The following is a 13,311-nucleotide window of genomic DNA, read 5'->3' on the forward strand; positions in this document are numbered from 1 at the left end:
CCGATAACACGGTTTATGTGGTGGCCTGTTTCTGATTGACCAGCCAGATACCAGCACCCACACCGGCAATGGCGACCACCAGTTGCCAGCTCAAGGCCTCGCTCAAAAAGCCCACGCCAAACACCAAGGCAAACACAGGCGTTAAAAACGTAAAAGACGCCATACGCGTGGCCGGATAGTGACGCAGCAGCCACATCCAGGTGAGGTAGCTGGCAAATGCACCCACCACCGTTTGCAAGCCCAATGACCACCAAGCCGCTGCGCTGTATGACAAGTGCCATGCTTCAGATGTGGCCAGTGACAACAGTGGCGTTACAAGCGCTGCGCCAGCGACTTGGTAAAACAAGGTCTTTTCAGGCGACAACACAGACAGCCTCGTGGTGCGCAGCACCAGTGTTGTGAGGCCCCAAAACACGGCGGCTGCCAGGCCCAGCAAGTCACCGCGCCAGTGGCCTGTGGTGTCGTTCAGTAAGCCCTCAGAAAAAGCCAATGCCACTGAGCAAAACGCCAACAGCAAACCTATCCACTGCACACTGCGCAAGCGTTCGCTGGGTACAAAGCGCGGTAATAGCAAGGCCACCACAAAGACAGAACTGTACAAAAACACTGTGAGACGAGACGCGTTGGTGTATTGCAGCCCCAGGTAAATACACGCAAATTCCAGCGCAAACAAGCCGCCCGCCAACAGGCCAGGCCACAGCGAGCCGTCGCGGCCAAACAATGCCACGCCACGCACACGGCACCAAAGCCACAACAGCGCGGTAGCCCCCCAAAATCGCAGCGCTGCTTGCCACATGGGCGGCACTTCATCAACCGTGGCCTTGATGAGAATTTGTTGCAAGCCCCAAAACGCGCAGCAGGCAATGAGCAGGCCCACGGCCAAGCGGTCTAGGTGTTGGTGGCGTTTGATGTTGTTGGTCATTGGGCAAGCGCCACGATTAGCCCACAGGCACAAATTGGCTGCGGTGGTAGCCCAGTGCGGCTTGTTCACCGTTGGCCTCAGACAAGGCCTCCACCCAGCCAATCATGATGATGTGGTCGCCAGCGGCTACGCGTTGGTGGGTGCGGCATTGCAGCGTGGCCAAGGCGCCGCCAATCAATGGCACACCGCCCAAGCCTGTACCCAGCGTCAAGTCTGCAAAGCGGTTCTCGACGCGGCTGGCAAAACGCATGGCCAAGTCTTGCTGCTTATGTGCCAATATGTGTACGGCAAAGTGGCTGGCATGCTCAAACGCTTGCAGTGTGCGTGAATGCTTGTCTACGCTCCACAGTAACAGCGGCGGTGTGAGTGAAACCGCGTTAAAGGAGTTGACGGTGAGACCCACGTATTGGCCTTGTTCGTCACAGGTGGTGACGATGGCAACGCCTGTGGCAAATTGCGCCAAGGCGTGCTTTAAAGATTGGGGTTCGACGCTCAATGGCGCCTGAGGGGTATTTTGTGACATGCGCTAATCTAACGCATAGCGCTTGTGTGCGTTGTCCCAACCCGTTTCTTGCCTGGTGTGATGTTGGGGCGGTCGCTTCTGCCTACAATTGCGTTATGTTGTTTTTTTGTACAAGCATGCAGCAGAACGTGCTTACTCTCAGTTGGCGCGCACGCGCCATACACCCACTTTTGGTGATCGCCTGTGGTTTGTCAGCCATATTGCCGGTAGAGGCCGGTGCGGCGGCCAAGGCCAAGGGCCGCCACGGCGGCGTGGCACCAGACGCTTTTGCCCAACGGCTTGACCAGGCTATTTGCCAGGACTGGATGGCTCGCGTACCCGAACTGACCAGTGGTTTGTGTCGTACCTCAGGCTTGGTGCCCACCGCTGGGCGCAGCGTTGACGGTCAGGCGCTGTACCGGGTAGATGTGCGCGCGCACTCACCGCAGCTGCGCGTGATGGTGGTGGGCGGCATTCATGGTGACGAGCTCACCTCCACCACATTGACCATGCGTTGGTTGCAGTTGGCCACAGACCAGCCCGCTATTGGTTACTGGCGCTTTATTCCGCTGCTCAATCCAGACGGTATGTTGGCCAGGCCTGCCAAGCGCATGAACGCCAACGGCGTGGACTTGAATCGCAACTTTCCCACAAAAAACTGGGAGGCCGAGACCAAGCAGTACTGGGAAAAACGCACAGGCCGAGACCCGCGTCGCTGGCCGGGCCCGTCTGCTGGCTCTGAGCCCGAAACACAGTTCCTGTTAAGCGAAATCCAGTCTTTTCAACCAGACCTCATCGTGAGTATCCATGCGCCCTATGGCATTTTGGACTTTGACGGTGCGCTCACACCGCCTAAGAAGCTGGGGCGCTTACACCTGGACCAGCTGGGCATTTACCCCGGCTCAATGGGTAACTATGGCTCGTTGGAGTACCACGTACCTGTGGTGACTGTCGAACTGTTGCATGCCATAGACCCGCCCAGCCTAAAAGACACCAGGCAGATGTGGGGTGACTTGCTGGAGTGGATGCAAAACCGCTTGTTATTTGATCGCTACAGCGACCTTGTTCAACAGGGTGAGCATTTGCATCCTGATCAAAAGTAGGTCTGCCAACGGCGCAGGTCAACGCCCTACAACCCCATTGTGCCGGCCACACAAGTGGCCATTTGAGTGTGTCACGGCCCAGTTGCTGATAAAAGCGCGACCATAAAAAGACGGAGACCACATGAACAACCTAGATCCACAAGCCCTAGAGTGCTTGGCCGCCATCGTGGAGGAGGGTGGTTTTGAGCGTGCCGCGCAGCGCCTCAACATCACGCAGTCGGCGGTATCTCAGCGCTTGCGTGCCCTGGAAGCACAAGCTGGCACGGTGTTGGTGGTACGCAGCAGGCCACTGCGCGCCACGTCGGCAGGGCAGTTGTTTATCAAGCACACCAAAATGTTGCGCTTGTTGCGTGCAGACCTTGAGCGCGAGTGGCGTGACATCGCCCCCGGCCATGAAGGCAGTGGGCGCGAAGACGAGGGCGTGTCTGTGGCCATTAATGCCGACAGCATTGCCACATGGGCGTTGCCCGCACTGGATAGTTTGGCCCGCTCAGGCGCGCCGGTTGAAATCATTACCGACGATCAAGCCTTTACCCAGGACTGGTTGCGTCAAGGCCAGGTGATGGGTTGCGTCACTTCTATGAATCAAGCCTTACGCGGTTGCCGCATGGTGGCCTTGGGCAGCATGGATTACATCGCGGTCGCCTCACCCGAGTATGTACAAAGCTATTTGCCCAACGGGCTGACCGCGCACAACTTTCACCGTCAGTCCTTTGTGGCACACAACCGCAAAGACGATATACCGCGTGACTTTGTTACCAACGCATTTGGTATCAGTGCGCCCACCGTGCGCCGTGTATTCACGCCGTCAAGTAACGCCCAGGTGCGGGCCACGCAAGCAGGCTGGGGCTTGGCTGTGTTGCCGCGTTTGTTGGTGCAAGTCCTGGTCGATCGCGGCGAGTTGGTGCATTTGCAGCCCGGTTACAGCCACTGGGTCAACCTGTACTGGCATTGCTGGAACCTAGACTCTGCTGTGCTGGCCAACCTCAGTGCATCTTTGGGCGATGCGGCAAGGTTGAGCTTGCGGGCGCCAAGCAACACATAGGCGCTTACTGCCATTGCCGCGTGGGGGCTACATCTGCGCGCTCAAGGCCATGGTTTTAAGAAGCCATTGGTGTGCCGGGTTTTGGCTGCTGTGTCTGTGCCATAAAGCGTCTACGTGCACTTCGGGCACCTTAAGGGGCAGCTCGCGCTGCACCAGGGCACGCCCCATGCCTGTGGTGTCCACAAAGTGAGCGGGTAACACGGTGACCAGGTCCGAGCTGGCTACCACGCGCCCGGCGGTGAAAAACTGGTTGACTGTCATCACCACGCGGCGTTGCCTGCCCAACATGCGCAGCGCTTCGTCCACAAAGCCAAAAGGTCTTCCCGAGAAGCTCACCAGCAAATGCCGTGCGTTGCAGTAGTCGTCAAGGCTTAAGCCCGGCAGTGCGGCCATGGGGTGTTCGCGGCGCATCACCACCACATAGCGTCCGCTGTACAGGCGTTGCAGCGCATAGCTGGGCGTAGCCTCTTGCAGGTGTACGGCAGACAGCTCGGCCATCACGCCCGGAAAGTGGCCAATGGCCATATCGGCCTCGCGGCTATCCAGCAGCGCTCTGGGGTCTCGCGTGGTCAGTGGCAGTACACGCAGGCTTACACCTGGTGCTTGGGTGTTGAGTGTGTCCACCACTGCGGGCATGAGCTTGGCGGCGGTGGCGTCTGACATGGCCAATATAAAGGTGTCGCCTGCGGTTGCCGGATCAAAGTGACCGGGCGCAATGGATTCGCGCAGCGTTGACAGCGCGCCGCGTACGGCGGGCCATAAGGCCAAGGCTTTGGGCGTTGGTTCAATGCCGTAGCCGCTGCGTTTGACCAAGTCATCCTGCAACGCCTCGCGCAGGCGTCGCAAGGCGTTGCTGACTGCTGGCTGCGTCATGGCGAGGTTGTCGCCGGCGCGTGTGAGGTTGCGCTCAGACATTACCTCGTCAAACACGCGCAGCAAGTTCAGGTCCAGCTGGCGAAAGTTGACGGGCTTGGCTGGCAAGAGTGCATTAGAGGACATACATTCACATTATGAATGGTATCTATTACAAAGATAAATTGGCAACTATATAGGGTTTACCCTAGACTTGCGGCATTGCTTTGATACCTCTTGAAAACACAATGACCACCAATACCGCACCCGCCATTCATACTGCCGCAGCTTTACGTCCAGCCCGCTCACCACGCCCACAGGCGCCGGCACTGACGGCAGCCTTGTTGGCTGCTGTTACCGCCCTGGCGGTGGTACTGGCTGACCGCTATATCAGTGTTCTTACAGAAAACTACATCATGTTGGCCTGGCTGATGATGTGGGCCGTTGTATTTGTGGCTTTTGTAGGTTTGCGTCCAGTCGCACGCCGCGCGGCTTTGCGTTTGCAAGCTGTGGCCAACCGCTACGCTGCCCATTTGGCCGAGCAGCGCTCACAAGCCCGTTTTCTGGAAATGGCCGAGCGTGACCCACGCATCATGGCTGAACTCAACGCTGCGCGCGCACGTGCTGGCGACCAGTGCGAAACATTTGACGAAGCACTGGCGCCTTTGGGCATGGTTTCTTCAGTTACCAAGCCTGTTGTGCAGCCAACCGCTATTGCGACACGCCAGCGTTTGGCCAACCTGTACTACATCTGAATCTAAAGCGTAGTAATAAAAAAGCCGCTTGAGTGTGATGCTCAAGCGGCTTTTTTACGTCTGCGGTTTTCGCCGCAGCGCGCGCTACAGCTTGGCTGCCCAAGCGGCTTTGGTGTCCACCAAGGCCTTTGGCAAGTTGTGCGCAAGTGTGTCAAACAATGCCTGGTGCAAGCCCAACTCTTCACGCCACGCTTGATTGTCAATACTGGCGACCGCATCAAACTGTGCGGTGCTGAAGTCAAGGCCTTCCCAGTGCAAGTCGGCGTAGCTGGGCGTTACACCTGCCATGTGTTCGGTACCGCTGGCCTTGCCTTCAATGCGGTCAATCATCCACTTGAGCACGCGCATGTTTTCGCCAAAGCCGGGCCATACAAACTTGCCGTCATCGCCTTTGCGGAACCAGTTGGTGGTGAAAATCCTGGGCAGGGTTGCACCCTTCTTGCCAAGCTGTTCACCCATGTTGAGCCAGTGCTGGAAATAATCTCATGTTGTAGCCGGCAAATGGCAGCATGGCAAACGGGTCGCGGCGCACCACGCCTTGTGCGCCAAAGGCAGCAGCGGTTGTTTCAGAGCCCATGGTGGCAGCCATGTATACGCCTTCGGTCCAGTTGCGCGCCTCTGTAACCAGTGGCACGGTGGTAGAGCGGCGGCCACCAAAGATAAACGCGTCAATGGCAACGCCTGCTGGGTCGTCCCACGCCTCGTCCAGTGCAGGGTTGTTGGTGGCAGCAACAGTGAAGCGCGCATTGGGATGGGCCGCTTTGGCACCTGTCTCTGCCGCAATGGCTGGGCTCCAATCCTTGCCTTGCCAGTCAATGGCGTGCGTAGGCGCTGGGCCCATGCCTTCCCACCATACGTCCCCGTCGTCTGTGAGGGCCACGTTGGTGAAAATGGCGTCGCGGTCAAGACTCTTCATGCAGTTGGGGTTGGTCTGCATGTTGGTGCCAGGGGCTACACCAAAGTAGCCCGCCTCAGGGTTGATGGCACGCAAGCGGCCGTTGGCGTCTGGCTTAATCCAGGCGATGTCGTCGCCAATGGTGGTGACTTTCCAGCCCTCAAAACCGGCTGGCGGTATCAGCATGGCAAAGTTGGTTTTGCCACATGCGCTAGGGAAGGCGGCGGCCACATGGTATTTTTTGCCCTGGGGGTTGGTCACGCCCAGAATAAGCATGTGCTCGGCCAACCAGCCTTGGGCTTGACCCATTGTGGATGCAATGCGCAGCGCAAAACACTTTTTGCCCAGCAGGGCGTTGCCGCCGTAGCCAGAGCCGTATGACCAGATTTCGCGCGTCTTAGGGAAATGCACAATGTATTTGGTGTCTGGGTTGCAAGGCCAGGCCACGTCTGCTTGGCCAGAGGCCAAGGGGGCGCCTACCGTGTGCATGCAGGGTACAAAATCGCCGTCTGCACCCAATACGTCTAGTACGGCCTTGCCCATGCGTGTCATCAAGCGCATGTTCACGGCGACGTAGGGGCTGTCTGACAGTTCTACGCCAATATGTGCGATGGGCGAGCCCAATGGACCCATTGAAAATGGCACCACGTACATGGTGCGTCCAGCCATAGAGCCCGTAAACAAGGGGTCTAGGGTGGCGCGCATGTCATCTGGTGCCATCCAGTTGTTGGTGGGGCCGGCGTCTAGCTTGTCGTCAGTACAAATGAAGGTGCGGTCTTCAACGCGGGCTACATCCGATGGATCAGAGCAGGCCAAAAACGAGTTGGGGCGCTTGGCTGCATTTAGGCGCTTCATGGTGCCGCTGGCTACCATTTGATCGCACAACGCGTCGTATTCGGCTTGACTGCCGTCGCACCAGTGCACGTTGGCGGGCTGGGTGAGGTTGGCCATGTCTTGTACCCAGGCCAATAGCTTGGTGTGCTGGACGTACGCTGGCGCGTTGATGTTGACGGTGGGCGTGCTCATGCGGTGGTTCTCCATAAATGAATAAACAGCGCACCAGCTCATGCCACTTGCAGCGCGCAAAATGGGCGTTGTTTAGTCACTAGCCGTATAGGAACGCGCAAACCAGATGAGGTTTGCGAATGGGCCAAGACCAAGCACCAGGGTAGACAGTGCTGGCTGTATGCCAAAGCAGTCTGCGCTGTGAGCGCAACTTTTTCATTTTAGGGAGTGCGGGGCTTGGTTACCAAGCGGTTACATGCAAAAAATGCATGGCTTTATAAGCCAAAATGTAGGTTTTACCTGCGTTGCACAGGCGAAAAAAAACCAGCACTGCACCCGTGCTGGTCTTTGCGAAAGCACGCAGGCTTTAGGCCATAAACACGGCAATAAACGCCAACAAAAACATCAAAATGGCACCGGCAACAGGCAGTACCACTGGCATTTTGTGAACAATACTTTCAACGACATCTTCCTCAGCGTGCGCGGTGTGGTGGTCATTGTTGTTTGCAGACATGGCTAGCTCCAAAAGTGGGTTAGACCAAGAGAGGTCTTTCTAACGCTGTATTTTAGCGTAAAGCTTGCAGGTAACACTTTGCAGTGCAGATTCCCTGGCAGTCATAAAGGGCGTCTTTGCAACACGCCACCGTTTTTGGGCCGCAGCAGCGTTGCGCGCCATTCAGACGGGTCGCGGTGGTGGCTAGGGCTGCACGTTGGAAATAAGCGACACCACGCGCCAACTGCCGGTGCTACCGTCCACCGCTATACCCACCAAGCTGGTGCTAGACCATTCAACACCCGGCGACTATCAGCCTGTAGCGCTGTCATGCCAGGCCGCTTGGTCTGGTTTCTTACTGTTTACATCAACCAAAAGCCATTGCGACATGACGACCATCACCCGCGACCACTGCGAACAACTGGACCAACAAGACCCATTGCGCAGCATGCGCGACGCCTTTGATTTGCCAGCAGGCACTATCTACCTGGACGGTAACTCCTTGGGTGCGTTGCCCAAAGCGACAGCCGCCGCGGTGGCCAGGGTTGTGACCAAAGAGTGGGGTCAAGACTTGATTCAAAGCTGGAACAAAGCGGGCTGGTTTGTGTCGCCGCAACAGCTTGGCAATCGCCTGGCGCCTTGGGTGGGCGCAGCCGCGGGTGAGGTGGTGGTTACGGATACCACCAGCGTCAATTTGTACAAAGTGTTGTGCGCCGCTGCTGAACTCGCTGGTCAACAACATCCAGACAAGCGCGTGTTGCTGAGCGAGGCTAGCAACTTCCCCACAGACTTGTACATCGCACAGTCGGTATGCCGACAATACGATTTGCGCCTTGAACTGACCACGGCACAAAACCTGGACGGTGCACTCACCAATGACGTGGCGGTGCTCATGCTCACGCATGTGAACTACCGCACAGGCGCCATGTACGACATGGCTGGGGTTACCAAGGCGGCGCACGATGTGGGCGCGCTGATGGTGTGGGACTTGGCCCACAGCGCAGGCGCCGTGCCGGTTGACCTAAACGGTGCAGACGCCGACTACGCCGTGGGTTGCGGCTACAAGTATTTGAATGGTGGCCCGGGTGCGCCCGCATTTGTGTGGGCCAATGCACGTGTGGTCAATCAGACGCGCCAACCCGTTAGTGGTTGGTGGGGCCATGCCTTGCCTTTTGCGTTTGATGCCAATTACGTGCCCCAACAAGGCATCGACCAGTACCTGTGCGGCACGCAGTCCATGTTGGCGATGGCGGCCATGGGTTGCGGCCTTGATGTGTTTGACCAAGTCGGTGCATTAGGTGGCATGGCTGCTATTCGCAGCAAATCGTTGGCGTTGACAGACTTGTTTTTGCAGCTTTGCGAGCAGCGTTGCAAAGCGTTTGGCTTGCACAACGTCACACCTGTAGCACACACACAGCGTGGTTCACAAGTCAGCCTGGCCGCACCAACCGGTGGCTTGGCGATGATGCAAGCGTTGATAGCAAGAGGCGTAGTGGGTGACTTTAGAGCGGGCGGCGCCAACGGCGAGGCAGATCTGCTGCGCTTTGGTTTTACGCCGCTGTACACACGCTATGTAGATGCCTTTGATGCCATTGATCATTTGGTGCACGTGCTGCAAAGCAATGCCTGGCAACGGCCAGAATTCAACCGCACACAGGTGGTGACATGAACAAGCCCCAGGATATCGTGGCGCGCGAAGGCGCCAAGCTGGACTACGCCGCAGATATGACATACGGCGACTACTTGCATCTGGACGACATTTTGAATGCGCAGCGCCCACTGTCGCCAGTGCACGACGAAATGCTGTTCATCGTGCAACACCAAACCAGCGAGTTGTGGATGAAGCTGATGTTGCACGAGTTGCGCGCAGCCTTGCAAGCCTTGCAAGAAGGTGAGTCAAACCTAGCGTTCAAGATGATGGCGCGCGTGGGCCGCATCATGGCGCAGCTGGTGGGCGCGTGGGATGTGCTGGCGACCATGACGCCGCCAGAGTACAGCGCCTTACGCCCTTACCTGGGCCATTCAAGCGGCTTTCAAAGCGCGCAATACCGCTGCATCGAGTTCTTGCTGGGTAACAAGAACGCCACCATGCTCAAACCCCACGCCCACAAGCCAGAGTTGCTGGCCATGGTGCAACAGGCCTTTGAAGCGCCGTCGCTTTATGACATTGCCATTGGTTTGCTCGCCCAGGCAGGCTTGCCCATTGATGCCCAGCACTTGCAACGCGACTGGACTAAAAGCCACACCAGCAGCGCCAATGTACAGGCCGCCTGGAAGGTGGTCTACCAGAACCCGCAACAGTATTGGACGCTTTATCAGCTGGGCGAGAAGCTCACGGATATTGAGGATACGTTTAGGCTGTGGCGGTTCAGACACTTGACCACAGTTGAGCGGGTGATTGGTGTGCGCAAAGGCACAGGTGGGACCAGTGGTACCGGCTACTTAAAGGCGATGTTGGACGTGGTGTTGTTCCCAGAGATTTGGCAGGTTAGGGCAGAGTTGTAGGGGGTGCTGTTTGACTGCCAACGCAGCTGCATCAACGCCCAGCAATCACCCTCAACACCTCGTCGCCATAAGCCTCCAACTTCTTGGTGCCAATCCCTGGCACACCGACCAGCTCATAGGCGTTACCGGGTCTGAGTTGCGCCAAGGCTTTCAGCGTGTTGTTGTTGAAAATCACATAGGCCGGCAAGTCGTGTGCACGTGCCACTTCGGCGCGCCAGGCTTTGAGATCGGCAAATACGCCTTGGGCATGGGCGTCCAGGTCGCTGTCATCCGCACGGGCGTTGCTGCGTGAGGGGCTTGCTTTACTGGCGGTGGCCACGCGTTGCCATACTTGTGACTCGTTACGCAGCAGCGCGCGCGCGGGCTCACCCAGTTGCAGTGTCTTGTACATGCCACTGTCTACCACCACAGCGCCATTGGCCACCAGTTGGCGCAGCAAGGCACGCCACTGCGCCTCGCTCATGTCTTTGCCTATGCCAAAGGTGCTCAGTTTGTCGTGCTGGTATTGGTTGACCCGGTCTGTGACTTTGCCGCGCAACACATCCAGCAAATGGCCTGAGCCAAAGGCCATGCCCGAGCTTTGCTGAAAGCGGTAAATGGTACTGAGTAGCTTGCGCGCCGCTTCGGTGGCGTCAAACACCTGGGGTGGGTTCAGGCAGTTGTCGCAATTGCCGCAAGCCGTGCTGTGCTCGCCAAAGTAGTTCAATAAGTGCACGCGGCGGCAGTCGGTGGCTTCGGCCAGCGCCAGCAGTGCGTCAAGTTTGCCGCGCAAGGCTTGCTTGAATTCCTCGCTGGCAACACCTTCATCAATCATGCGGCGCTGGTTGATGACGTCTGCCAAGCCATAGGCCATCCAGGCGACAGCAGGCTCGCCGTCGCGTCCGGCCCGCCCCGTTTCTTGGTAGTAGCCTTCTATGTTTTTGGGCATGTCCATGTGCGCCACAAACCGCACATCTGGCTTGTCTATACCCATGCCAAATGCAATGGTGGCCACCACTACGACACCGTCTTCGCGCAAAAAGCGGTCCTGGTGGCGCTGGCGAACGGCGGCTTCCATGCCCGCGTGATAAGGCAATGCGTTAACACCGGCGCGCGCCAGCTGCTCGGCCACTTCTTCAACGCGTCGGCGCGATTGGCAGTACACCACGCCTGCATCATCGGCAAATTCGGTTTGAATAAACGTCAGCAACTGCGCCATGGCGTCGCGTTTTTCAGTGATGCGGTAGCTGATGTTGGGCCTGTCAAAGCTGCTGACAAATTGGCGTGCTTCATGCAGCGCCAGGTGGTGCACCATGTCTTGGCGCGTGAGGTCGTCTGCCGTGGCTGTGAGTGCTAAGCGTGGCACGCCTGCAAACTGCTCATGCAGCATGGACATGGCGCGGTATTCGGGTCTAAAGTCGTGCCCCCATTGGCTGACGCAGTGCGCCTCATCAATGGCAAACAGGCTCAGTTGGCCACGTTCATACAAACTGGTGAGCAGCGCCATAAAGCGCGGTGTGGTGATGCGCTCGGGTGCGGCGTACAACAGCGTGAGTTCGCCACGCAGCATTTGTTGCTCAACCTCGCGCGCAGCGGCCATGTCAGTGTGGAGTTTAAAAACGCCGCCGACACACCCAGCTCATGCAGTGCACCCACTTGGTTGTGCATCAAGGCAATAAGGGGCGACACCACCACGGCCACACCATGTCCGGCGCGCTGGCGCACGATGGCGGGCACCTGGTAGCACAAGCTTTTGCCGCCACCTGTGGGCATAAGCACCAGCGCATCGCCGCCGTCTACAACGTGGTTGATGATGTCGGCTTGTGGGCCTCTAAAGGCGTCAAAACCAAAGACCTCGTGCAATACATCCAACGGTGTACTGCTGGCTACTTCCGTGCTGGCTGTTGTAGACACGGGCTTACAGCTGCTCCCATGGCAAGGCGTCAAAGCGCCAGCCGTTGATGCATGAGCGGTGAAAGCTGTCGTTGAGCTCGCCTTCAAAGCCGTGCACCACATTGATGACGTCGGTAAAGCCTGCTGCCTCTAGTGCGTTGCCTGCGTCAAGTGTGCGTTTGCCACTGCGACAAATAAGCACCACAGGGCGTGTTTTGTCTTGTGCCTCGTCGCTGACCAAACGCACAAAGGTCTCTGGGTGTGGCGTGAGTTCCGGGTACTCGTACCACGGCACGTTGATTGCGCCCGGGGGGCGACCCACGTATAGCGACTCAATCTCCATACGCACGTCTATCATCAAGGCGTTGGGGTTGGCCTGCATCAGCGCCCAGGCCTCTTTTGGCTGCAAGTGTTTCATAAGCCCTCTATTGTCCGGCATTGTGGCGGTGCACTTGCCTGGCTTTGTGCGTTAGGTGGCCAATTGTTGCAAAACTGTCTCCAAGGCGTGCACCACGGCGCTGGACTTGTGCTCATTCAGCGCGTCTGTGTGCGGGTTGGCAAAGCGTTTGGCGTCGTTGTCAAAGTACAAGCCGTTCGCGTTTGCAAACTCGTCAGATAAGGCAGCCCGGCACACAATGTCTGCGCCTATGCCCACGTCGGATCCGGCTATGCCAAACCCTTCGCTCACCATGCGCGTGGCCAGCAGTGAGCCTGGGTTAACCGCCACCACCAATGGGCCCACTCCCTTGCGTTGCTGCGCCATGTGGCGTGACCACATGGTGAGGGCCAGTTTGCTTTGCGCGTAGGCGGGCATGTCATCCAGTGCCAAACGTCCAGCCAGTGCGTCCAAGTTCACAGGTGCTTGCGCCGCTGACGACAGGTTGACCACGCGTGATGAGGCACTCAAGAGCGGCAGCAGGCGCTGTGTCAGGCGGTAAGGCGCAATGGTATTGACCATAAACCGCATGTCTAGGCCGTCAGCGGTGCGCGTGTTGGGTGTCTTTAAGATGCCTGCGTTGTTGATCAACACATCAAGCTGGCTGTGTTGGTTGGCAACGGCTACGCTCAGTTGGTCTACTGCCCCGAGAGTGGACCAATCGGCCACGTAGGTGCTGATAGGACCCGCGCCGGGCAAGGCTGACAGCGCTTTAGCCGCGGCGCCCAGCTTGTCCGCATTGCGTCCATGCAGCAGCAAACAGTGTCCTTGCGCCGCCAGTTTGTGGGCAGTGGCCAGGCCAATGCCGTCACTGGCGCCTGTTATGAGTATGGTTTTGGGCGTGGTCATGGCCTTGTCCTGTGGTGGTTTTTGATGGGCGGCGTTATGGCGCGCAAGGTTTTTAAGCGCAGCCAATTCCACCACGC

General features: G+C 57.8%; 11 protein-coding genes and 2 pseudogenes. 5 read left to right on the plus strand and 8 right to left on the minus strand.

All coding sequences use genetic code 11. The features are described 5' to 3' along the window. Positions 1 to 13: 13 nt before the first annotated feature. Positions 14 to 922: a DMT family transporter gene (locus tag LN050_08800; GenBank protein ID UFS55867.1), complete on the minus strand. Its 909-nt coding sequence runs from the start codon at positions 920 to 922 to the stop codon at positions 14 to 16. Between the two features lie 16 nt (positions 923 to 938). Further along, positions 939 to 1,445: a flavin reductase family protein gene (locus LN050_08805; GenBank protein ID UFS55868.1), complete on the minus strand. Its 507-nt coding sequence runs from the start codon at positions 1,443 to 1,445 to the stop codon at positions 939 to 941. A 128-nt stretch (positions 1,446 to 1,573) separates the two neighbouring features. Here LN050_08805 and LN050_08810 point away from each other — a divergent pair, with 128 nt between their 5' ends. Next, entirely contained in the window at positions 1,574 to 2,527 is a 954-nt protein-coding gene (locus LN050_08810) for a DUF2817 domain-containing protein (GenBank protein ID UFS55869.1), read from the plus strand. Between the two features lie 121 nt (positions 2,528 to 2,648). Continuing rightward, positions 2,649 to 3,572 carry a LysR family transcriptional regulator ArgP gene (locus LN050_08815; protein ID UFS55870.1) on the plus strand — a complete coding sequence of 308 codons (924 nt, stop codon included), beginning with the start codon at positions 2,649 to 2,651 and terminating at the stop codon, positions 3,570 to 3,572. A 27-nt stretch (positions 3,573 to 3,599) separates the two neighbouring features. Here the strand turns inward: LN050_08815 and LN050_08820 are convergent, their stop codons facing one another. Further along, positions 3,600 to 4,571, minus strand: coding sequence for a LysR family transcriptional regulator (locus LN050_08820; protein ID UFS55871.1), 972 nt, complete (start codon positions 4,569 to 4,571; stop codon positions 3,600 to 3,602). A gap of 101 nt (positions 4,572 to 4,672) precedes the next feature. Here LN050_08820 and LN050_08825 point away from each other — a divergent pair, with 101 nt between their 5' ends. Then, positions 4,673 to 5,179: a hypothetical protein gene (locus LN050_08825; GenBank protein ID UFS55872.1), complete on the plus strand. Its 507-nt coding sequence runs from the start codon at positions 4,673 to 4,675 to the stop codon at positions 5,177 to 5,179. An 84-nt stretch (positions 5,180 to 5,263) separates the two neighbouring features. Here the strand turns inward: LN050_08825 and LN050_08830 are convergent. After that, positions 5,264 to 7,100: pseudogene (locus tag LN050_08830) on the minus strand (phosphoenolpyruvate carboxykinase (GTP)). Positions 7,101 to 7,446: 346 nt separating this feature from the next. Continuing rightward, positions 7,447 to 7,593, minus strand: coding sequence for a hypothetical protein (locus LN050_08835; protein ID UFS55873.1), 147 nt, complete (start codon positions 7,591 to 7,593; stop codon positions 7,447 to 7,449). 367 nt (positions 7,594 to 7,960) lie between these two features. Here LN050_08835 and kynU point away from each other — a divergent pair, with 367 nt between their 5' ends. Further along, positions 7,961 to 9,241 (plus strand): kynureninase, encoded by a 1,281-nt coding sequence (gene kynU / locus LN050_08840; protein UFS55874.1) that lies wholly within the window; start codon positions 7,961 to 7,963, stop codon positions 9,239 to 9,241. Continuing rightward, positions 9,238 to 10,077 carry a tryptophan 2,3-dioxygenase gene (gene kynA / locus LN050_08845; GenBank protein UFS55875.1) on the plus strand — a complete coding sequence of 280 codons (840 nt, stop codon included), beginning with the start codon at positions 9,238 to 9,240 and terminating at the stop codon, positions 10,075 to 10,077. The genes kynU and kynA overlap by 4 nt, the downstream gene beginning before the upstream one ends. Positions 10,078 to 10,108: 31 nt before the next feature. Here the strand turns inward: kynA and recQ are convergent. The 3 genes and pseudogenes from recQ to LN050_08860 form a co-directional block, all read right to left on the minus strand. Then, a pseudogene (gene recQ, locus LN050_08850) lies at positions 10,109 to 11,970 on the minus strand (DNA helicase RecQ). A 4-nt stretch (positions 11,971 to 11,974) separates the two neighbouring features. After that, the gene (locus LN050_08855; GenBank protein ID UFS55876.1) at positions 11,975 to 12,367 is read right to left on the minus strand and encodes a rhodanese-like domain-containing protein; all 393 of its coding nucleotides are present in this window, start codon (positions 12,365 to 12,367) and stop codon (positions 11,975 to 11,977) included. Positions 12,368 to 12,418: 51 nt separating this feature from the next. Further along, positions 12,419 to 13,234: an SDR family NAD(P)-dependent oxidoreductase gene (locus tag LN050_08860; protein ID UFS55877.1), complete on the minus strand. Its 816-nt coding sequence runs from the start codon at positions 13,232 to 13,234 to the stop codon at positions 12,419 to 12,421. Positions 13,235 to 13,311 lie beyond the last annotated feature (77 nt).

It is taken from the genome of Comamonadaceae bacterium M7527, from assembly GCA_021044545.1.
GTDB lineage: Bacteria > Pseudomonadota > Gammaproteobacteria > Burkholderiales > Burkholderiaceae_C > RS62.

Coding starts and splice junctions, on each gene's coding strand:
- kynU (UFS55874.1), top strand. CDS start 7,961: ATGACGACCATCACCCGCGACCACTGCGAACAACTGGACCAACAAGAC.
- LN050_08815 (UFS55870.1), top strand. CDS start 2,649: ATGAACAACCTAGATCCACAAGCCCTAGAGTGCTTGGCCGCCATCGTG.
- LN050_08800 (UFS55867.1), bottom strand. CDS start 922: ATGACCAACAACATCAAACGCCACCAACACCTAGACCGCTTGGCCGTG.
- LN050_08825 (UFS55872.1), top strand. CDS start 4,673: ATGACCACCAATACCGCACCCGCCATTCATACTGCCGCAGCTTTACGT.
- LN050_08855 (UFS55876.1), bottom strand. CDS start 12,367: ATGAAACACTTGCAGCCAAAAGAGGCCTGGGCGCTGATGCAGGCCAAC.
- LN050_08805 (UFS55868.1), bottom strand. CDS start 1,445: ATGTCACAAAATACCCCTCAGGCGCCATTGAGCGTCGAACCCCAATCT.
- LN050_08835 (UFS55873.1), bottom strand. CDS start 7,593: ATGTCTGCAAACAACAATGACCACCACACCGCGCACGCTGAGGAAGAT.
- LN050_08820 (UFS55871.1), bottom strand. CDS start 4,571: ATGTCCTCTAATGCACTCTTGCCAGCCAAGCCCGTCAACTTTCGCCAG.
- kynA (UFS55875.1), top strand. CDS start 9,238: ATGAACAAGCCCCAGGATATCGTGGCGCGCGAAGGCGCCAAGCTGGAC.
- LN050_08860 (UFS55877.1), bottom strand. CDS start 13,234: ATGACCACGCCCAAAACCATACTCATAACAGGCGCCAGTGACGGCATT.